We start from the raw sequence: 20,829 nt of genomic DNA, 5'->3' as shown, positions 1-20,829 counted from the left end.
GGGATAGTGCCCGCCGCCATCACTCGTCAGAACGTCTTCACATCAGTTTGATTCAGCCGCCGCACGCAGTTGCTTAAGAACATCCGGAGTCTGTAAACCAAACCCCAGCAAGGCAATGTCATCAAGCACCAGCAGCCGTTTTTGTTTCCCAGCAGGAGTGAGAGCAAGCCCCGGCAACTGCCAGATATTCTCTACCCCCTTGAGTGATGCCACACCATGTGTAGTCACGATGAGTAAATCAGGTGCACTGTCGATAATCCCTTCTTGTGATAGCGGGCGATAACCGCTGAATTCCTTAATCGCATTTTTAAGCCCCGATGCCTTGAACATGCTATCGGCTGCGGTATCTAAACCCGCCGCCAATGGGGGAGTTCCTGCATGAATCATAACAAACAGTGCTTTCACCGGTAACGGACTGGATACCACAGTGTCCAATTGTTGTTGATAATGTTGTATCAACTGCTGGCCTGTCTCTTCTTGACTGACCGTGGTGGCAATCAATCGTATCTTATCTATCACGCCTTGCGGCGATTTATCGGCGGGAACATAGATAAGCTGGACTCCATACTCCATCACTTGTTTCAGTATCCTTGATGGCCTGGCACGCTCACTACTCAAGATCAAGGTGGGCTTTAAAGCAAGAATACCTTCAGCATTGAGCTGGCGCATATAGCCCACATCGGGTAGTGCTTTCAATGCATCAGGGTTCAGGCTGGTGCTATCCCGACCCACGATAAGGTCACCGGCACCGAGTGCATAAGTGATTTCAGAGACATCGCCGCCAATGGTCACAATACGTGCAGCAGCAATACAATTGACTGAAATAACAAATGAAAGTGAAATGATAAATCTCAGCGCCACGCCCCACTTATTCATGCGGCGAGCCTATTGGGGGCAATTCAGTCAGTTGTTGATGCCATTGATTTTGCTCTGGCTGACCTTCGCTGCGTTGACCAAAGATTTGCACGATATGCTTCCCACACTCATCGAGCAACTCCAGGCTTGTGACAAAACCATCTTGGGTCGGTTTGCGTGTCACCCAACTTTCTGCAATAGCCTGTTGGTTTAGCTGTAAATCGAATCGAGAATTGCTTACGTTAACCCACTGACCACCCGCCAATTGGTGCTCCGCCAAGGCTGAGCATTGTTCAATAGCACCGGTGAATATCTGCATGCATCCACTGTTACCAACGAACAGCATAATTTCATTCAGACGCGCTTGTGCCGCCTTGAGTATGTGTATTACAGCTTGATTATCGACTTGATACGCCAGATCATCGCCAACCGCGCGAAAGGCTTGTTGTCGGCTAATATTATGGCGTTTCAGTAGCATAAAAAATTGATGAATATCATTCATTTTACGCCATTCAGCATCAATGATAGAGCCGTTGATAGCGGGTTCTACGTTGGGTTGTACATCAACATGTTGTAATTCCAACCGGGGATTATCGGTCATGCGATATTTTGCGATCAATGTCTGCCAGGCAGCTTGATTTGTCTCTTTGGTACAATAGATTTGATGAATGGCATTGCCTTGGAAATCAAAACATTGAATGCTGAGTTGCTCACCTTGCGCCGTGGTTTCGCGCAAACTGAAAATAGTGTTCCAGTGGCGGAAAAATAATCTTAAATCCAGTGCGCGTGGGTTAAGAATCAATCCCAGATGCCCATGCAATCGTAAGTTCTTATATTCACCAACCAACTGATGTACTGCATGTGGGTTGGAGGTCACCGAGCGAGTGACGCCGACAGTTTCTAACTCGCTAAGCAACAAAGTGGCATTGATATTCAGCCGCTCGGCATCTTCCCCCACACGGGCATACATCAATTCTGCCTCACTGATATTCAGTCTCTGTGCTAAATCTCTTGAGGAGAGTTCAGAATGAGTGTGCTTTGTATTGAGGTACTGTTGATACAGTGTCATTTCCATTTATTTATTCCCTTATAATGTAGTGCCATAGCGGATGTGCGATGGCAGGGTTCCATAGAGCTATTTAATTATGATTATTTTTCAACCTCTCACCACGATCGAGCAGATGAAATATCACCACTGATAGCTGATCAGTAATTTGGCATTTCGTCCGTCTTGTGGGATTGCTTGCGGTGAGTAATAGACTTTATTAAAGGCATTACCCAGCACTGCGGTGGTGATGACGCGTTTGAATCTATCTTGCCCACGGTAGCTGAGATAAAAATCATGCACGGTATAGCCGGCTTGCGATTTATTGGGTTGGCGCGACGAGTTTTTGGCGTCATTGTGTTTCATGAATTTAGTATTTTCTGCCATGGTGACTATCCAGCCGGTACTCAACCCACTATTTGCAATCGGCACATTCAACCTGCTGGTGATGGTGTCTGGGTTAATGCTGCTGATAAACTGGCGGGTATCAAGGTTGATGCCACGAGTGCGGTTATAGTTCAGATTCCAGTCAAACCAAGGATGTTGATATTCTAGTGAGGCATCCCAGCCCCAACTTTTGCTGCGAGGGATATTAATGTAAGTTGAGGTGAACGTCTGGACTTCATTGGTAATACGGTCTTTGGCATCAATATGAAAATAACTGGTTTTAAACTTAACTGCGTCGTTATCTGCTAGCAGACTATCAAACAGTAAGCCAAAACCAGCCTCGCGGGTGACGTTACTTTCTGGCTTTAAGTTGGGATTGGGCTTCCAGCGATTAGTAAAGAATGGCCCCATAGAGAAATGGATTGAGTCATTATAAAGTTCTGCCAGTGTCGGGGTGCGGAATGCCTGACTGTAGGTGCCAAATAACATCAGCCAATCTGTGGGATTGATGGTGACTGCGCCACTTGATGACCAATTTTTAACCTCTCTATCGGCAAAATTCTGACGGCTGTTTTTATAGCGATCAAAACGGGTACCCGCCAGCAAGGTCACCGGAAGATCACGTAAGGTCAGCTCATTTTGCAGCCAACCGGAGGAGAAGATGATTTCAGCGGGCGGAAAACTGCGGATAACCCCTTTTGGGATTTGCTGTTGCTGGTAACTTTCAACACCGTAAGCTAATAGATGAGCTGCTGGGCTGTGGGTAAAGAGTTGGCTCCGATTTTCCAGTTTTATCCCACGGGTGATCTGTTTGCGGCTGCCATAACCTTCACGGCGCACATCATCGCTGACATTGATTTCAGAATAATAAAGCTGGCTGGTAGCATCCAGCCAACCAAACTGTCGCGGTTGCAGGTGATAAGTCAGCTCAGCATCACGTTGAATAGTGGCGCGATTTATCATTGGGTTGATATTCATATTGGAATTCGGCGCACTCCGATTAGCCATTCGGGGTTCCAGGGCGCGATTATTATAATAGCGCAGGGCTGTGGTCATCGATTGGCTGTCAGAAAGGTAGGCGGTGGTCTTAAGCATCAGGTTGTTGATAGCCTCATTGTTCGGTGCCTCAGAGCTACTGCCGTGATAAATATTGCCAACCTTTCGTTTACTGAATGCAAAGATACCATCCAGATTTTCTGTACGGCCAAACACCGACATCCCCAAACCTGTGCTGTGATAACCGGTAGCACCGAAGCCATTGGCAAGAAACCCGAAATGTTGATCTTGTGCCAGCAAATCAGCTGCATCAACGGTCTGGTAGGCAATAACACCCCCCAAGGCACTGCTACCAAGTAGTGTGGTCGATGGGCTGCGAATAATACTGACTTTTTTGATTAATGCGGGATCAAGGAAGATGCCATCAAAATGCGGCCCGTTGATTCCCTGACGGATACCATCAATTAATATCAGTACGCCATATTGATCATAACCTCTGATATTGACGTTCTGCCCATTGGTACGTCCCGCCCCGGTAAGCGTGACCCCTGGCACGTTTTGTAGCATTTCACCCGCGGTGGTGGCGGTTTGCTTTTGTGGCATAGAAGCATCAATAACAGTGACCACACCGGGATGTTTAAAACTGTCGATGGCTGAACGTGAATCTACTACTGTCAGCATGTCAGAGTGGTTTTTGGATGTGGGATCAGCTATTGCTGTTGACGACAGCACTAAGGCAATAACTAAACTGCATGCAGATAAACGAAAAAAACGAGGCATAAACAGCTCTCCATATATTGTTCAATATAATCAATGGATTGCTGGCTTCCTGTGTATTGATAATTAGGTGGCTGGCGTCGAGACAATGGTGTTCAGCGATGGCACTGACGGAAGGTTATTTCGTCAGTATCAGTTTTCCTGCTTTGGTCTGGCGTAAGTAATAAAGCTGACCTTGGTGATTGATGGCAATAACTTCGTGTTGTCCAAGCAATTGTTGGCTGTTAATACATGAAAGTGGCAAAGAGGAAACGGTTTGGTCAGTGGCATTGTGCGTTATGGATGTCGCTTTGTGCATAAGATACTTTCTTTGAGTAGATACTATAATTAAGTTGATAATGATTATCATCCCCATGCACTGTGGATTTCAACCCTAGTCTTAATTAGTTGTTATTCCAATGTCTTGCTTTTCATTAGTAATTTGTATCATGAATGATTTAGGAAGGAATAAGGTGAGGGAGTACTAATGGGAGTCGTTTGATGAATTTAGCTCAGTGATGGAATTGAGCCTTAGCTAAATATCACTCCATCACTGATTTTAAATCGAGTTAATGCTAGTTGTTGAACCGGCTACTCACAGCATCGGCCAGTAAACTGAGTAACTGTTCGGTGTCGGCCCAATTTAGGCAAGGGTCAGTAATGGATTGCCCGTAGGTTAGTGGCTGACCAGCAACAATTTTCTGTGTGCCTTCCACCAGGAAACTTTCTGCCATCACACCGACAATAGCGGTGGATCCTGCGCGAATTTGCTGACCGATATCTGCGGCAACTTCTAATTGGCGGCGATGCATCTTCTGGCAATTTCCGTGGCTGAAATCCACCACCAGATGTTCAGGTAAATCAAATTCACGCAAACAGTCACAAGCAGCGGCAATATCAGATGCACCGTAATTTGGCGTCTTTCCACCGCGCATAATGATATGCCCATGTGGATTGCCACTGGTTTGATAAATCGTCATTTGGCCGGTTTTATCCGGTGATAAAAACATATGGCTGGCTTGTGCCGCCCGGATAGCATCAATAGCAATGCGGGTATTACCATCGGTACCATTTTTGAAACCCACCGGGCAGGAGAGGGCTGAGGCCATTTCGCGGTGGATTTGACTTTCAGTCGTCCGCGCGCCAATCGCGCCCCAACTAATCAGGTCGGCAATATATTGGCCGGTCACCATATCAAGGAATTCGGTGGCAGTAGGCAGGCCTAACTCATTAACGGCTAATAGCAACCGGCGCGCCATTTCAATGCCTAAATTGACCTGACATGAGCCATCAAGCGCGGGATCTGAAATCAATCCTTTCCAACCAACCACGGTGCGCGGCTTTTCGAAATAGGTACGCATGACGATTTCAAGACGGTCCTGGTAGCGAATCCGCAATACATTCAGCCGCTTTGCATAATCGATTGCCGCATCCAGGTCGTGAATCGAACAAGGGCCGACGACAACCAGTAGGCGTGAATCTTCACCGGTGAGTATTTTTTCAATTCGTTTACGTGACGCTGTCACGTTATCAGCAACAGCCTCGGAAATCGGTAGCTTTTCCGCCAACTGTTGTGGCGTCACTAAGCTATCGATGCGCGCGGTCCGCAGTTCATCAGTTTTGTGCATGAAAATTCTCTAAATCTGTTCTTCTCTGCGGCAGGAATACCGGGAAGTGATGGCGATCACAATAAACCAAAAATAGACGAATTCAACCGCCAGCGTCATGATTCATAGAAATTTTGATGAAATAAGCCTTAAATTATCACCAGTATGAATATTTGTACCCAAAGTAATGGGAGTCACAGGAAGGTAGCAAGCGAACATCCTACGACTCACGGACGAAGGGGATAATCAGAACATCCGCCGACTCATGCCCAAAATATCGAGAATTTTGGTTGATATCTCTTCAACGGAGTAGTTGGTTGAATTCAGATAGCGAATTTGATTCTTACGAAATAGGGCTTCCACTTCACCAACTTCCATCCGGCATTGGCGCAGTGAGGCGTAGCGGCTGTTTTCGCGACGTTCTTCTCGAATAGCGGCCAGTCGCTCAGGATTAATCGTTAAGCCAAATAACTTATGCTGAAAGGGCTTCAGTGCCGTAGGGAGCTGTAAATTATCCATATCATCGGCGATAAAAGGATAATTGGCCGCACGAATGCCAAATTGCATGGCCAGATACAGGCTGGTGGGCGTTTTGCCGCAGCGGGAAACGCCCAATAAAATTACCTGAGCCTGGTCGAGGTTACGCAGCGAAATACCGTCATCATGTGCTAATGCATAATCGATAGCAGCAATACGCGCATCGTATTTTCCCAGGTTACTCTCGGTTAAGCCGTGGGTGCGATTGAGAACCGGTTGTGGGGATACGCCCAGTTCGCCTTGAAGTGGGGCCACCAAGGCTTGCACGATATCCTGACAGAACCCTTCACTATGTTGAATGAGTTCCCGAACTTCAGGGCTGATTATTGAATAGAAAACCAAAGGCCTGACACCGGTCTCGCGGTATATTTCATTAATTTTTTCACATACTTCTTGAGCACGCGCCGCACTTTCAACAAAGGGCAGCGTGAAAGTCGTCGCTTTAACTGGAAATTGCGATAAAACGGCATGGCCGAGCACTTCGGCAGTGATGGCCGTCCCATCTGAAATATAAAATACACTTCTTTCCACGCTGACTCCTGAGTCATTTTTTGGCCAATTGATACCACTGGTTAACCCCATCAGTGTGCCTTATTCGTCTTATCCGTAAAGGGTTTGCTGCCAGAATAGCCTGAAAAACATTTTTCTTGTTGGGTTGATCGATTCACCTGTCTATGGGCTATGGATGATTGTGCTAGTCTGAAATGTCTCCTTCGTCATTGACGCCGCAGCTCACTCACCTGCAACGCCAATGATTTTGGGCAGATGTACCCTACTGATCGTCCGTAATTAATGACAATGTAAAAAGGATTGTTTCGATGTCCAACAATGGCCTAAATCTGTGTAATGTGCTTTGGTACAACCAGCTTGGCATGCACGATGTTGAAAGGGTTGGCGGCAAAAATGCCTCCCTGGGTGAAATGATAACCCATCTTTCTGAACTGGGTGTTTCGGTGCCCAATGGTTTTGCCACCACCGCTCAGGCGTTCAACGACTTTCTGGAGCAAAGCGGCGTTAATAACCGTATCTATCAATTGTTGGATGAAACCAATGTTGATGATATTGCGGCGTTAGCTAAAGCCGGCGCACAGATCCGTCAATGGGTGATTGAAACGCCATTCCATCCTGAGTTCGAACAATCAATTCACGATGCCTATCAGCAGCTAGCTGATGATCCACAAACGTCATTTGCCGTACAGCCGAAGATATGCCGGATGCTTCTTTTGCCGGGCAGCAGGAAACCTTCCTGAATGTTCAAGGTATTGATGCGGTAATGATTGCTATCAAGCATGTCTTCGCTTCACTGTTTAATGACCGGGCCATTTCTTATCGCGTGCATCAGGGATACGACCATCGCGGCGTAGCACTGTCTGCGGGGGTACAGCGCATGGTGCGCTCAGATCTTGCCTCATCGGGTGTTATGTTCACCATTGATACCGAATCTGGTTTTGATCAAGTGGTCTTTATCACCGCGGCTCATGGTTTGGGTGAAATGGTGGTGCAGGGGGCGGTCAACCCTGATGAATTTTATGTACATAAGCCGACGCTGCGTAAGGGAAAACCCGCGATTGTACGCCGCAATATGGGATCGAAAAAAATCCGTATGGTTTATGCCGAAAACCAAGACCACGGTAAACAGGTCCGTATTGAAGATGTGCCAGAGGCACAGCGCAATCGTTTCGCTCTCAGTGATGACGAAGTTGAAGCTCTGGCCCATCAGGCTTTATTGATTGAAGAACACTATGGCCGCCCGATGGATATCGAATGGGCAAAAGACGGCCATACCGGCCAGTTGTTTATTGTGCAGGCGCGTCCGGAAACCGTGCGTTCCAATGAACAGGTTATGGAGCGCTATCAGCTTAATAATCAGAGTAATGTGCTGGTGGAAGGCCGTGCTATCGGCCATCGTATTGGTGCCGGGCCAGTTAAGGTTATTCATGATATCAGTGAGATGGATAGAATTCAGGCTGGTGATGTGCTGGTAACAGACATGACTGATCCTGATTGGGAACCTATCATGAAAAAGGCATCGGCCATCGTCACTAACCGTGGCGGACGAACCTGTCATGCCGCCATTATTGCGCGTGAGTTAGGTATTCCGGCGGTAGTGGGGTGCGGTAATGCCACAGATATTCTGAAAGAAGGGCAAAATGTGACGGTTTCCTGTGCTGAAGGGGATACCGGCTATGTTTACCATGAGTTGCTCGACTTCTCTATTCAAAGCTCTCAGGTGGCAGAATTGCCTGATTTGCCTTTGAAAATCATGATGAATGTCGGCAATCCGGATCGGGCTTTTGATTTTGCCCGCTTGCCGAATGAAGGTGTTGGGTTGGCGCGGTTAGAATTTATCATCAACCGGATGATTGGTGTGCATCCTAAAGCACTGCTGGAGTTTGATACTCAACCGCCTGCAATTCAATCAGAGATCAAGGCGTTAATGAATGGTTATGATGATCCAGTTGAGTTTTATGTCGGCCGTTTAACCGAGGGGATTTCGACTCTGGGCGCGGCATTTTGGCCCAAACGTGTGATCGTGCGCTTGTCAGATTTTAAATCTAATGAGTATGCCAATTTGGTCGGCGGAGAAGCCTATGAACCACATGAGGAGAACCCGATGCTGGGCTTCCGGGGGGCAGGGCGTTATGTCGCAGACAGCTTCCGTGACTGCTTTGCACTGGAGTGTGAGGCGGTTAAGCGTGTCCGCAATGAGATGGATTTGACTAACGTTGAAGTGATGGTGCCTTTCGTGCGCACTGTCGCTCAGGCTGAGGCAGTGGTAGCTGAACTGGCCCGCCAGGGACTTAAACGTGGCGAAAATGGCTTGAAGATCATTATGATGTGTGAAATCCCATCTAATGCTTTATTAGCCGATCAATTCCTTGAGCATTTCGACGGTTTTTCCATCGGCTCCAATGATATGACCCAATTAACATTAGGGTTGGACAGGGATTCTGGTGTGGTATCAGCGTTGTTTGATGAGCGTAATGAAGCCGTTAAGGCATTACTATCAATGGCTATTCAGGCCGCTAAACGTCAGGGAAAATATGTCGGGATTTGCGGGCAGGGGCCTTCAGATCATGAAGATTTTGCGCTATGGCTAATGGAGCAAGGGATTGACAGTCTGTCTCTTAATCCGGATACCGTGGTACAAACTTGGTTAAGTCTGGCAGAACATATCAAACATTGATAGATAGTGCTTTGACGACAGACAGATAGTGTTTTGGCTAATATATTTATCATCCGCAGCTTAGGTTGCGGATTTTTTTATCCTTTCTGGCAGTCATCCCCCTTACTCAAGTGATTCAAGGGAATGTATGTGGCGAATACAGGCGCTATTCTAATTACACAGAATATAATAAAAAAAAAGCCCGTCTTAGGTGACAGGCAAAGACTACACACAGCAATATTTATATTCGATTATAGATATTTAAATAAGTCACTATTAGATAATTTATTTAAATATCTCGGGGGAAAGCACTACTGAATAATAGTAAGTAAATTCCGTGAGTTAGTCATTAAGAATCATCTGAATAAGATTGATTGAATATATATTTACAATAAAAGTGATTTCACCTCGTTATTAATAGCAACTTTATTTAATGACTAATACGAACGGTTGTTTTGAATATAAATATGGATATTAAAAAGGCTATTATTTATTTCCAGTAGAGGATGTTGCTGGATAATAGGGGTTAAGTAGCATAACCCCTATTATATTTTAAAGCTCTTCTAAATGTTTGGCGACTTCGGTAATACTCTCTTCAGGTTCCGGTGCTTCATTGACCCAAGCTGAGGTCAATCGATAAGAGATAGCCAGTACCACTGGGCCGATAAACAAACCAATCATACCGAATGACAGTAAGCCACCAATAACGCCGGACAGAATTAATATCATCGGCATATCGGCTTCCATGCGGATTAGGTAAGGCCGCAACACGTTATCCATTGTTCCTACGATACAACTCCACACCAGTAATATCGTGCCCCAGGTTGAATCCCCCGTCCAGTATAGCCAGATGACCGCAGGTATCAGTATTAGCAGCGGCCCAAGTTGCGCGACACAACAAATAAACATTAAGACGGTAAACAACGTCGCGTATTGGATTCCAGCAACAGCGAGACCAATTCCACCTAACACGGCTTGCACCAGTGCGGTAACGACCACCCCCAACGCCACTGCCCGAATGGCCTTTGCTGCCAGCACAACCACCGCATCCCCACGTTTATCGGCAGCCCGCACCGCAAAATGGCGAATACCCAAACCCACTTGCTCGCCATGGAAATAGAGCAAAATGCTGAATAGCACCATCAGTGCTAAATGAATCAAAAAGTAGCCAATATGAGCGGCTTGTGCGACCAACCAGGTTGCTGCAGCACCGACATACGGCTGAATTTTGGCGATTAGCACATTACCGCCGCCAGCAATGAGTGAATGCCAGCCACTATAGAGTTTGTTACCCACCATGGGGATTGATTTGAGCCAGGTGACATCAGGCATTTTCAAATTGGATGGACTGGATGCCCACTGGATGAGCGGGCCGCTATTCTCAACCAGGCTACTGACCAGCAGAGCAATAGGAATAACGAACAGCAAAACCAGCAGAATGGTCATAATAGTCGCGGCCAACCAGCGCTTACCCCATAAGACTTTTTGTAGCCTGATCAGTAAAGGCCAGGTAGCAATCACTACCATGCCAGCCCAGGCAAATCCCATAATAAACGGTTGTACCACCCAAAAACTGGCGATAATCATTATCATAATGAATATCACCCCAAACATCAGTTTGGGTAAATCGAAACGACGTAGCTGCGGGTAATTCATCAGTGGGTTCTCACTTCACAAATCATGGCAAGGTGGCCATCGCACTGTTTTATTTGTACTCATTACAAAATGCACTAATGAGATATTTACACCAATCTTATTCAGGAACAGCTGTAATCATGGTGTATTTCAGTGGTTTTTAACAGATACACTTGAGTTTTACTGCTACATTTTTATCAAAAAAGGGCGATATCCTCGGGATAATATAAATCCGATTGCAGTAAAAGTGATGTAACCGCGCGTTCTGATTGTGGTTTGATTATTATTTGCGCAATATAAAATTTTGATACTTAATAGTTTATTACTGTATTTAACCTTGGTCGCCAGACATCTCTTTCCCATCGTTCTGAATTGGTATAAATCGTTCGACAAAGGTGATTGGTAACGGATAGTCTTTCAGTGGAATAGTCCTTAAAACAAACCCACATATAGATAGGGTCACACTAATGATCCCACAGATTTCTCAAGCGCCAGGTGTTATTCAGTTGGTGCTGGATTTTTTGGATGCTTTGAAGCAAAACGGATTCACCGGCGATACCGCCACCAATTATGCAGATCGTCTAACCATGGCGACGGACAACAGTATTTATCAACTGCTTCCTGATGCTGTTATCTTTCCGCGCTCGACGGCAGATGTTGCACTCATTGGTCGTCTGGCAGGGCAGGATAATTTTAAATCGTTGGTCTTCACGCCACGTGGTGGCGGAACCGGAACCAATGGCCAGGCATTGAATACCGGTATTGTGGTGGATATGTCGCGCCATATGAACCGTATTCTGGATATCAATGTGGAGCAAGGGTGGGTACGGGTTGAGGCGGGGGTGATTAAAGATCAACTTAATCAATACCTACGCCCATTTGGCTATTTCTTCTCGCCGGAATTGTCGACCAGTAATCGCGCCACATTGGGCGGCATGATTAATACTGATGCCTCCGGTCAGGGCTCGTTGGTCTATGGCAAAACCTCCGACCATGTTCTGGGTTTGCGCGCTATTTTGCTGGGTGGCGAGATGCTGGACACTCGCGCTCTGCCGACGTCACTGGCGGAAACGATTGCGCAGGAAGATTCCGTCACCGGGCGTATTTACCATACCGTGCTTAATCGCTGTCGGGATCAACGTGCGCTGATTCTGGAGAAATTCCCTCAATTAAACCGCTTCCTGACGGGCTATGATTTGCGCCATGTGTTCAGTGACGACCTACAAACGTTTGATCTGACGCGCATTTTAACGGGTGCTGAAGGGACGCTGGCTTTTATTACCGAAGCTACACTGGATATTACGCCACTACCAAAAGTTCGTCGTTTGGTGAATGTGAAGTATGACTCTTTCGATTCGGCACTGCGCAATGCGCCTTTTATGGTGGAAGCCAAAGCGCTTTCAGTGGAAACCGTGGACTCAAAAGTCCTCAATCTGGCGAAAGAGGATATTGTCTGGCACTCGGTCAAAGAACTGATTACTGATGTTCCGGATAAAGAGATGTTGGGGCTGAATATTGTCGAATTCGCCGGTGATGATAAAGCGCTGATTGACAGCCAAATGGAGTCACTTTGCCAACGTTTGGATGATCTGATGGCGGCCCGTGAAGGTGGGGTGATTGGTTATCAGATTTGCAGTGATTTAGCTGGGATTGAGCGCATTTATGGTATGCGCAAAAAAGCGGTTGGTTTGTTGGGTAACAGCAAAGGGCAGGCCAAACCTATCCCCTTTGCGGAAGATACTTGTGTGCCACCGCACCATTTAGCTGATTATATTGTGGAATTCCGCCAGTTGCTGGATAGCCATAATTTGACTTATGGCATGTTTGGTCATGTGGATGCCGGTGTGTTGCATGTTCGTCCGGCGCTGGATATGTGTGATCCGCAACAAGAAATGCTGATGAAGCAGATCTCTGATCAAGTGGTGCAACTGACGGCGCGCTATGGCGGCTTATTGTGGGGAGAGCACGGTAAAGGCTTTCGCGCGGAATATAGCCCTGAGTTCTTCGGTGAGGTGCTTTACCATGAGTTACGCCAGATAAAATCTGCATTTGACCCTGATAATCGACTGAATCCCGGTAAGATTTGCTCTCCATTGGGGAGCGATGCCCCGATGATGCAAGTCGATACTTCTGACAAACGCGGTAGCCTGGACAGACGTATCCCACTCTCCGTCAGAACTTCATTCCGTGGCGCGATGGAGTGCAATGGCAACGGATTATGTTTTAACTTTGATGCTCGTAGCCCCATGTGCCCGTCGATGAAAATAACCGGTGACCGAATCCATTCACCAAAAGGACGGGCCACTTTGGTTCGGGAATGGCTGCGGTTGTTATCCGAACAAGGGGTTGACCCGGTGGCACTGGAAAATGGGTTGGCGACTCGGCGGCCCAGTTTGCGGGGGCTGATAGAAAAGACGCGCAATACCTGGCATGCCAGTCAGGGAGATTATGATTTCTCTCATGAAGTGAAAGAGGCGATGTCCGGTTGCCTGGCGTGTAAAGCTTGTTCGACGCAATGCCCGATAAAAATTGATGTGCCGGGTTTCCGCTCCCGTTTCCTGCAGTTGTATCACACTCGCTACCATCGGCCGCTGCGTGATTATGTGGTCGCTGGAGTGGAAGACTATGCCCCGTTGATGGCGAAAACACCTAAAGTGTTTAACTTCTTCCTCAAGCAGCCTTGGGTGGGTGCGTTAAGCCGCAAAAGCATCGGCATGGTGGATCTTCCGTTACTTTCCAGCCCCACCTTGAAACAGTCATTGTCTGGTCATTATGCCAGCACCATGACACTGGAACAGTTGGAGACGTTGCCGGATTCAGAGCGCCGTCAGCATGTTTTGATAGTGCAAGACCCGTTTACCAGCTACTACGATGCTCAGGTTGTCGCCGATTTTGTCCGGCTGGTGGAGAAGCTCGGTTTCAATCCGGTGTTACTGCCGTTCTCGCCGAATGGTAAAGCACAGCATATCAAAGGGTTCCTGCAACGTTTTGCCAAAACGGCGCGAAAAACTGCTGATTTTCTGAATCGCATTGCTTTATTGGGGATACCAATGGTTGGGGTTGATCCGGCCCTGGTGCTGTGTTATCGCGATGAATATAAAGAGATTCTGGGTGATTCTCGTGGTGACTTTAATGTACAACTGGTGCATGAGTGGTTACATGAGGCATTGACTGAACAGCAAGAGCAACAGATGACCGGTGAATCTTGGTATCTGTTTGGCCACTGTACAGAAACTACCGCACTGCCAGCCAGTAGTCAGCATTGGGCTGCGATATTCTCCCGTTATGGGGCCAAGCTGGAAAACGTCAGTGTTGGATGTTGTGGCATGGCTGGAACTTATGGTCATGAAGCCAAGAACATCGATAAATCGTTAGGTATTTATGCATTATCCTGGCAACAGGCATTGCAAAAGCTGCCGGCTAAACGTTGTTTAGCGACCGGTTATTCATGCCGCAGTCAGGTTAAGCGTATTGAAGGCAACGGCATACGGCATCCATTGCAAGCGCTACTTGAATTGGTTTAGGCTTTGTCAGCCATTAACATTTATGCAACCTCAAGTAGGAAGGGAAAAAGAATGCTTTGGAAACGAACAGCAACGCTGGAACAGCTAAATCAACAGAGCCAAGGCTGCATGGTCGGGCATCTGGGCATTAAATTTACTCGATTATCCGATGACGAACTGGAAGCTACGATGCCAGTAGATAATCGGACAACTCAACCCTTTGGCCTGCTGCATGGCGGCGCATCAGTAGTGTTGGCGGAGTCACTGGGTTCGATGGCGGGGTATTTATGTACCACTGAGGGGCAGAACATCGTGGGGTTGGAAATCAATGCCAACCATCTAAAAGCGGTAAAGTCCGGAAAAGTGCGCGGTTGTTGTCGTGCTATTCATGTTGGTCGTAGCCATCAGGTTTGGCAGATTGAGATTTTTGATGAACAAAACCGCCTGTGCTGCACCTCTCGTTTGACCACTGCTGTATTATCATCTCCAAAATTACCTCTCGAAAAATAAATATATATTGCTCAGGGCCAATTATAGGCCTTGAGTAATATGATTCATGATCACATCTTTCTATTACTTACCTTCTGATATTTTGTGTATACCCAAATAATTCGAGTTGCGGGAAGACGGCAATTGAGTAAGTCCCGATGAGCTTACTCAGGTCAGTGATTCGGATACACGAGAGCAGCCAACGCACATGCAGCTTGAAGTATGAAGGGTATATCTGATAAATGCGGCGAATCTCTCTGATAGGTTCCCCCCGAGGGGGATTTCAGCTAAAATTAATGTAGAAATAGGTATTTTTTATGAATGTTTAAAAATACAGAGATTAATCGCAATTAACCTCTGATATAGCAAGGGATTCAGGCATCGCTGTCGTAATTATTGTTTTATTTCATGGCGATAAAAGTGTGTTTGTTTACCCAGACTTCTCCGGCCATCGCAGCATGCTTCTTTCGTTGCCGCCTCATCTGAGGTCTAAACGGCACTTTTCTTAATATCCCTGCAAAACAAACGGTTGAAGTGATAATTATTATCACTACCATTGTGAATAATCTGTGTTGATTTACTCATAATCAGCCAGCTAATTATTAAGAGATAGAAGGTGGGGCATATGCAACAGGAATCCGTCGGAACATTTTCACTTGATGATAATGTTTGGCAAGGCGTTACGATCACCGACAGCGCCGCGGCGCAAATTACACGGCTCATGCAACAGGATCCTGAAATAAAAGGGTTGCAGCTGGGGGTCAAGCAATCCGGTTGTGCCGGTTTTGCTTACGTGATGGATATGGCTAAGGAGCCAGCCAGTGATGCTTTGGTTTTCGAGCACGGTAGTGCCAGACTTTACGTACCTCTGAAAGCGATGCCGTTTATTGATGGCACCGTGGTGGATTATGTCCGCGAAGGGCTAAATCAGATTTTTAAATTTAATAATCCTAAAGCTCAGCACGCCTGCGGGTGTGGCGAGAGCTTTGGCGTTTGAGCGATGTAAACGAAATGACACGAAGCAATGTAGAAGTTCCAGATGATGTGCAGGCTTGGGTCAGCGATGGTCGCTACAAAGAAGGTTTTTTTACACAACTTGCGACTGACGAGTTGGCGAAGGGCATCAATGAAGATGTGATTCGCGCCATTTCTGCTAAGCGTAATGAACCGGAGTGGATGCTGGAATTTCGCCTCGGGGCTTATCGCAGTTGGTTAGAAATGGAAGAACCGCATTGGCTGAAAGCACATTATAAAAGTCTGGATTATCAGGATTACAGCTATTACTCAGCACCATCTTGCGGTAGCTGTGATGACCACTGCGGTTCGCAATCTGGCGCAATGCAGCAATCATCAGCTGAAGATTCAGCCGCGAACACCATGAATGAGTACCTCACCGCTGAGGTTGAATCTGCCTTTGCCCAGCTTGGGGTGCCAGTGCGGGAAGGGGCTGAAGTGGCGGTTGATGCCATTTTTGACTCGGTTTCTGTTGCGACCACTTATCGCGGTAAATTGGCCGAGCAAGGTATTATTTTCTGTTCATTCGGTGAAGCCATTCAGGAATATCCGGATTTAGTACGTAAGTATCTGGGATCAGTGGTTCCAGCCAAAGATAACTTTTTTGCTGCGCTAAATGCGGCAGTCGCTTCTGACGGTACTTTTGTCTATGTACCCAAAGGAGTGCGCTGCCCTATGGAATTATCCACTTACTTTCGTATTAATGCCGCCAAAACCGGTCAATTTGAGCGCACAATCCTGATTGCCGATGAAGACAGCTATGTGAGTTATATCGAAGGGTGTTCTGCGCCGGTTCGTGATAGCTATCAGTTACATGCTGCGGTGGTTGAGGTCATTTTACACAAAAATGCAGAAGTGAAATACTCGACCGTTCAGAACTGGTTTGCCGGAGCGGACAGTACAGGAGGTATTCTCAACTTTGTGACCAAACGGGCGCTGTGTGAAGGTGAGGGCTCCAAAATGTCATGGACCCAATCTGAAACCGGTTCAGCCATTACCTGGAAATACCCGAGTGTCATTTTGCAGGGTGATAACTCTATTGGCGAATTCTTCTCGGTTGCATTGACCAACGGCCATCAGCAAGCCGATACCGGCACCAAGATGATCCATATTGGCAAAAACACTAAATCAACCATTATTGCCAAAGGGATCTCTGCGGGGCATAGCCAAAATACCTATCGTGGGCTGGTTAAAATTTTGCCCGGTGCGGATAACGCCCGTAACTTCACGCAATGTGACTCGATGCTGATTGGCCCGGATTCCGGCGCACATACGTTCCCTTATGTTGAAGTGCGTAATAACACCGCACAGCTAGAGCACGAGGCGACAACCTCGAAAATTGGTGATGATCAACTGTTTTATTGCTTACAACGTGGCATCACCGAAGATGATGCCATCTCAATGATTGTTAACGGCTTTTGTAAGGATGTGTTCTCCGAATTGCCACTGGAGTTCGCCGTGGAAGCCCAGAAATTGTTAGCCATCAGCCTGGAACATAGTGTTGGTTGAGTCTCGGTTGAATAAGCATTTGCAGAGTTTTGCGCGCCTGCGCACCAAGGAAACTTATGTTAAGCATTAAGAATTTAAAAGTCAGTGTTGAAGGTAACGAGATCCTCAAAGGTTTGGATTTGGAGATCAAACCTGGCGAAGTCCATGCCATCATGGGGCCAAATGGTTCAGGGAAAAGTACCTTGTCTGCGGCGCTGGCCGGACGGGAAGAATATGAAGTCACTGAGGGTAGTGTGACGTTCAAGGGTAAAGACTTGCTGGAACTTGACCCCGAAGACCGAGCTGGCGAGGGCGTATTTCTGGCTTTTCAATATCCGGTAGAAATTCCTGGCGTCAGCAACCATTTCTTCCTACAAACTGCCGTCAATGCGGTACGTAAATATCGCCAAGAGGAGCCGCTGGATCGTTTTGATTTCGCTGATTTTATCGAAGAGAAAATTGAGTTACTCAAAATGCCTTCAGACTTACTGACCCGTTCAGTGAATGTGGGCTTCTCGGGCGGCGAGAAGAAGCGTAACGATATCTTGCAGATGGCAGCACTGGAGCCTTCTTTATGCATTCTGGATGAAACCGATTCTGGTTTGGATATCGATGCACTGAAAATTGTCGCCAACGGGGTTAACTCACTACGTAATCAAGATCGCGCCTTTATTATTGTGACTCACTATCAGCGCATCCTCGATTACGTCAAACCTGACTTTGTGCATGTGTTGTATCAGGGGCGAATCATTAAATCTGGTGATTTTACGCTGGTGAAACAGTTGGAGGAGCAAGGCTATGGCTGGCTTACCGACCAACAGTAATATACTGGAACAGCAACGTATGCTTGAAAAACAGCGTGCTGATGCGTTGGCACATTTTGGTGAATTGTTTAAACAACATCAAGGTGGTCAGCGTGCCGAGGCGACGGCACATTGGCAACAAGTGCTGCAATTGGGCTTTCCCAGCATCAAGCATGAAGACTGGAAATACACACCCCTGGAGCGTTTACTCGCTCACCACTTCAGTTTTGCACCCGCAGCGGAAGTCACGGCGACTCAGTGTGATGATTTCTCATTGATCAACGATGCGCATCGTGTGGTTTTCATTGATGGCCGATATGACGCTGAGTTAAGCGACCGCGATTGTGGTCCGTATCAACTGGCACCTGCGACAGACAATGCCCTGTTTCCTGCGGCTATTCGGTCGGAAGTTTTTTTGCATCTGACAGAGAGTCTGGCTCAGCAAAGTCTGCACATTCGGCTACCCGCCGGGAAACACAGCGACAAACCACTTTATCTGCTGCATATCAGCTCAGGTAAGGATTCTGAGGTAGTGAATACCAGTCATTATCGCCATCATCTGACGATTGAGGCTAGTGCACAGGCTGAGGTCATTGAGCATTTTGTTAGCCTCAATGAGCAGCCTCATTTTACGGGCGCGCGGCTGACTATTTCAGTGGGTGATAATGCTGAGCTGAGTCATTGCAAACTGGCATTTGAAACCCCGCAAAGCTATCACTTTGCTCATAATGATGTAGTGCTAAGCCGCGATGCGCGGGCCAAGAGTTACAGTTTTTTGCTCGGAGCGGGGCTGACTCGCCACAATACCAGCGCCCAGTTAAATGGCGAGGGTGCAACCTTGTCCATTAATAGCCTGCTGCTGCCTGTTGGGCGCGAAATCTGTGATACCCGCACTTATCTGGAGCATAACAAGGGCTATTGTGAAAGCCGTCAGTTGCACAAAACCATAGTGCGCGAACGGGGTAAAGCGGTCTTTAATGGCGTGGTTAAAGTGGCTCAGCACGCCTTAAAAACTGACGGGCAAATGACCAACAATAACTTGTTGCTCAGTAAGTTGGCCGAAGTTGATACTAAACCGCAGTTGGAAATTTACGCTGATGACGTGAAGTGCAGTCACGGGGCTACCGTTGGGCGCATTGATGCAGAACAGCTGTTTTATCTGCAATCGCGCGGCATCAATCAGGCAGATGCACAGCAAATGATTATTTTTGCTTTTGCCGCCGAATTGACCGAAGCGATCCACCACGAATCCATCCGCAAAGTAGTGTTGGCGCGCATTGCAGAGCGATTGTCTGGGGAGTCGCTATGAGTTTCTCTATTGGACAAGTCAGCATAGAACAGATTAGAGCCGATTTTCCACTGCTTAGCCGTGACGTTAACGGTCAGCCGTTGGCATATTTGGACAGTGCTGCTAGTGCGCAGAAACCACAAATAGTTATTGATAGAGAGCTTAACTTCTATCGTGAGGGCTATGCGGCGGTTCATCGCGGTATTCATACCTTGAGCGCGGAAGCGACGACGCAGATGGAAGCGGTGCGCAGCCAGGTTGCTGACTTTATTCACGCAACTTCTGCCGAAGAGATTGTTTTTGTCAAAGGCACCACTGAAGCTATCAATCTGGTGGCTAACAGCTATGGCCGCCATGCGCTCAAAGCCGGTGATAGCATTATCATTACCGAAATGGAGCATCACGCCAATATTGTGCCGTGGCAGATGCTGGCAAAAGAGATTGGCATCGAAATTCGAGTCTGGCCGCTGACGGCAACCGGGGAGTTGGAACCTGCTGCGTTGGCAGGGCTGATGGATAACACCACCAAACTGTTAGCGATAACCCAGGTGTCCAATGTGCTCGGAACAGTGAACCCGATTAAAGAGATCGTGGTGCAAGCCAAAGCGGCGGGCTTAGTGGTGCTGGTGGATGGCGCTCAAGCCATTATGCATCAAGCCGTCGATGTACAGGATCTGGGTTGTGATTTCTATGCCTTCTCCGGTCACAAACTGTATGGGCCATCGGGCATGGGTATCTTGTATGGCAAGCGTGAATTGCTACAGCAAATGCCGCCGTGGGAAGGGGGCGGTGCGATGATTAAAACTGTCAGCCTAACGCAAGGTACAACCTTTGCTGATGCGCCGTGGCGCTTCGAGGCGGGTTCGCCAAATACAGCCGGTATTATGGGGCTGGGTGCGGCAATCAGTTATGTGAATGGTCTGGGCCTGGATAATATCCACGCATATGAACAATCGCTAATGCAGTATGCATTGGCGCAACTGAGTCAGATCAAAAGTCTGATACTTTATGGCCCGACCAACCGGGCAGGGGTGATAGCGTTTAATCTGGGGCGACACCACGCCTATGATGTGGGCAGCTTCCTGGATCAATACGGTATTGCTATTCGTACCGGACATCATTGTGCCATGCCGCTGATGGCGTTCTACCAAGTCCCGAGTATGTGCCGTGCCTCACTGGCACTGTATAATACCCGCGAGGAAGTGGATCGCTTGGTGGCAGGATTACTCCGCATCGAAAAATTACTGGGCTAGCGCAAAC

Annotated in this window: 14 protein-coding genes, 1 other RNA gene and 1 pseudogene; 8 read left to right on the top strand and 8 right to left on the bottom strand. The window is 47.4% G+C overall.

What is annotated here, in order from left to right; genetic code table 11:
- Positions 1-42: 42 nt before the first annotated feature.
- The 6 genes from ACF3VQ_RS10915 to ACF3VQ_RS10890 form a co-directional block, all read right to left on the bottom strand.
- Positions 43-876: a hemin ABC transporter substrate-binding protein gene (locus tag ACF3VQ_RS10915; RefSeq protein ID WP_392430702.1), complete on the bottom strand. Its 834-nt coding sequence runs from the start codon at positions 874-876 to the stop codon at positions 43-45.
- Positions 869-1,930, bottom strand: a complete 1,062-nt coding sequence (locus ACF3VQ_RS10910; RefSeq protein ID WP_392430700.1) for a hemin-degrading factor — start codon at positions 1,928-1,930, stop codon at positions 869-871. Before ACF3VQ_RS10910 ends, ACF3VQ_RS10915 begins: the two co-directional genes overlap by 8 nt.
- Before the next feature lie 114 nt (positions 1,931-2,044).
- A complete protein-coding gene (locus tag ACF3VQ_RS10905) occupies positions 2,045-4,063 on the bottom strand; it encodes a TonB-dependent hemoglobin/transferrin/lactoferrin family receptor (protein WP_392430698.1) in 2,019 nt (672 codons plus the stop codon).
- 115 nt (positions 4,064-4,178) lie between these two features.
- Entirely contained in the window at positions 4,179-4,358 is a 180-nt protein-coding gene (gene hemP, locus ACF3VQ_RS10900; RefSeq protein WP_392430696.1) for a hemin uptake protein HemP, read from the bottom strand.
- A gap of 256 nt (positions 4,359-4,614) precedes the next feature.
- Entirely contained in the window at positions 4,615-5,667 is a 1,053-nt protein-coding gene (locus tag ACF3VQ_RS10895; protein ID WP_392430694.1) for a 3-deoxy-7-phosphoheptulonate synthase, read from the bottom strand.
- Positions 5,668-5,892: 225 nt separating this feature from the next.
- Positions 5,893-6,714: a pyruvate, water dikinase regulatory protein gene (locus tag ACF3VQ_RS10890; RefSeq protein ID WP_392435402.1), complete on the bottom strand. Its 822-nt coding sequence runs from the start codon at positions 6,712-6,714 to the stop codon at positions 5,893-5,895.
- A 287-nt stretch (positions 6,715-7,001) separates the two neighbouring features.
- Here ACF3VQ_RS10890 and ppsA point away from each other — a divergent pair.
- Positions 7,002-9,370: pseudogene (ppsA, locus tag ACF3VQ_RS10885) on the top strand (phosphoenolpyruvate synthase).
- 169 nt (positions 9,371-9,539) lie between these two features.
- On the opposite strand, the gene rprA reads toward ppsA, so the two are convergent.
- Positions 9,540-9,644: antisense sRNA RprA (gene rprA, locus ACF3VQ_RS10880), an RNA gene on the bottom strand.
- 257 nt (positions 9,645-9,901) lie between these two features.
- Complete coding sequence (gene ydiK, locus ACF3VQ_RS10875) at positions 9,902-11,005, bottom strand: AI-2E family transporter YdiK (RefSeq protein ID WP_392435400.1); 1,104 nt, start codon at positions 11,003-11,005, stop codon at positions 9,902-9,904.
- 446 nt (positions 11,006-11,451) lie between these two features.
- Between ydiK and ACF3VQ_RS10870 the strand changes: the two genes are divergently transcribed.
- The 7 genes from ACF3VQ_RS10870 (at position 11,452) to sufS (ending at position 20,822) form a co-directional block, all read left to right on the top strand.
- Entirely contained in the window at positions 11,452-14,508 is a 3,057-nt protein-coding gene (locus ACF3VQ_RS10870; protein ID WP_392435398.1) for an FAD-binding and (Fe-S)-binding domain-containing protein, read from the top strand.
- A gap of 51 nt (positions 14,509-14,559) precedes the next feature.
- The gene (locus ACF3VQ_RS10865) at positions 14,560-14,997 is read left to right on the top strand and encodes a hotdog fold thioesterase (protein ID WP_392435396.1); all 438 of its coding nucleotides are present in this window, start codon (positions 14,560-14,562) and stop codon (positions 14,995-14,997) included.
- Between the two features lie 604 nt (positions 14,998-15,601).
- A complete protein-coding gene (sufA, locus tag ACF3VQ_RS10860) occupies positions 15,602-15,973 on the top strand; it encodes a Fe-S cluster assembly scaffold SufA (protein ID WP_005165616.1) in 372 nt (123 codons plus the stop codon).
- A 14-nt stretch (positions 15,974-15,987) separates the two neighbouring features.
- The gene (sufB, locus tag ACF3VQ_RS10855; RefSeq protein WP_392435394.1) at positions 15,988-17,499 is read left to right on the top strand and encodes a Fe-S cluster assembly protein SufB; all 1,512 of its coding nucleotides are present in this window, start codon (positions 15,988-15,990) and stop codon (positions 17,497-17,499) included.
- 56 nt (positions 17,500-17,555) lie between these two features.
- Complete coding sequence (sufC, locus tag ACF3VQ_RS10850) at positions 17,556-18,302, top strand: Fe-S cluster assembly ATPase SufC (protein WP_392435392.1); 747 nt, start codon at positions 17,556-17,558, stop codon at positions 18,300-18,302.
- Positions 18,277-19,590: a Fe-S cluster assembly protein SufD gene (gene sufD / locus ACF3VQ_RS10845; RefSeq protein ID WP_392435390.1), complete on the top strand. Its 1,314-nt coding sequence runs from the start codon at positions 18,277-18,279 to the stop codon at positions 19,588-19,590. Before sufC ends, sufD begins: the two co-directional genes overlap by 26 nt.
- A complete protein-coding gene (gene sufS / locus ACF3VQ_RS10840; RefSeq protein WP_392435388.1) occupies positions 19,587-20,822 on the top strand; it encodes a cysteine desulfurase SufS in 1,236 nt (411 codons plus the stop codon). Before sufD ends, sufS begins: the two co-directional genes overlap by 4 nt.
- Positions 20,823-20,829 lie beyond the last annotated feature (7 nt).

This window comes from Yersinia fenwicki, assembly GCF_043099325.1.
Taxonomy (GTDB): Bacteria; Pseudomonadota; Gammaproteobacteria; order Enterobacterales; family Enterobacteriaceae; genus Yersinia.
Note: the sequence above shows the minus strand (reverse complement) of the source record. Positions and strands in the feature narration are given on the sequence as shown.

Excerpts from the sequence above, each read along its gene's own strand:
- ACF3VQ_RS10895 (WP_392430694.1), bottom strand. The coding sequence starts at position 5,667 with ATGCACAAAACTGATGAACTGCGGACCGCGCGCATCGATAGCTTAGTG.
- sufC (WP_392435392.1), top strand. The coding sequence starts at position 17,556 with ATGTTAAGCATTAAGAATTTAAAAGTCAGTGTTGAAGGTAACGAGATC.
- sufB (WP_392435394.1), top strand. The coding sequence starts at position 15,988 with ATGACACGAAGCAATGTAGAAGTTCCAGATGATGTGCAGGCTTGGGTC.
- ACF3VQ_RS10910 (WP_392430700.1), bottom strand. The coding sequence starts at position 1,930 with ATGGAAATGACACTGTATCAACAGTACCTCAATACAAAGCACACTCAT.
- sufS (WP_392435388.1), top strand. The coding sequence starts at position 19,587 with ATGAGTTTCTCTATTGGACAAGTCAGCATAGAACAGATTAGAGCCGAT.
- sufA (WP_005165616.1), top strand. The coding sequence starts at position 15,602 with ATGCAACAGGAATCCGTCGGAACATTTTCACTTGATGATAATGTTTGG.
- hemP (WP_392430696.1), bottom strand. The coding sequence starts at position 4,358 with ATGCACAAAGCGACATCCATAACGCACAATGCCACTGACCAAACCGTT.
- ACF3VQ_RS10870 (WP_392435398.1), top strand. The coding sequence starts at position 11,452 with ATGATCCCACAGATTTCTCAAGCGCCAGGTGTTATTCAGTTGGTGCTG.
- sufD (WP_392435390.1), top strand. The coding sequence starts at position 18,277 with ATGGCTGGCTTACCGACCAACAGTAATATACTGGAACAGCAACGTATG.
- ACF3VQ_RS10915 (WP_392430702.1), bottom strand. The coding sequence starts at position 876 with ATGAATAAGTGGGGCGTGGCGCTGAGATTTATCATTTCACTTTCATTT.
- ydiK (WP_392435400.1), bottom strand. The coding sequence starts at position 11,005 with ATGAATTACCCGCAGCTACGTCGTTTCGATTTACCCAAACTGATGTTT.
- ACF3VQ_RS10905 (WP_392430698.1), bottom strand. The coding sequence starts at position 4,063 with ATGCCTCGTTTTTTTCGTTTATCTGCATGCAGTTTAGTTATTGCCTTA.
- ACF3VQ_RS10865 (WP_392435396.1), top strand. The coding sequence starts at position 14,560 with ATGCTTTGGAAACGAACAGCAACGCTGGAACAGCTAAATCAACAGAGC.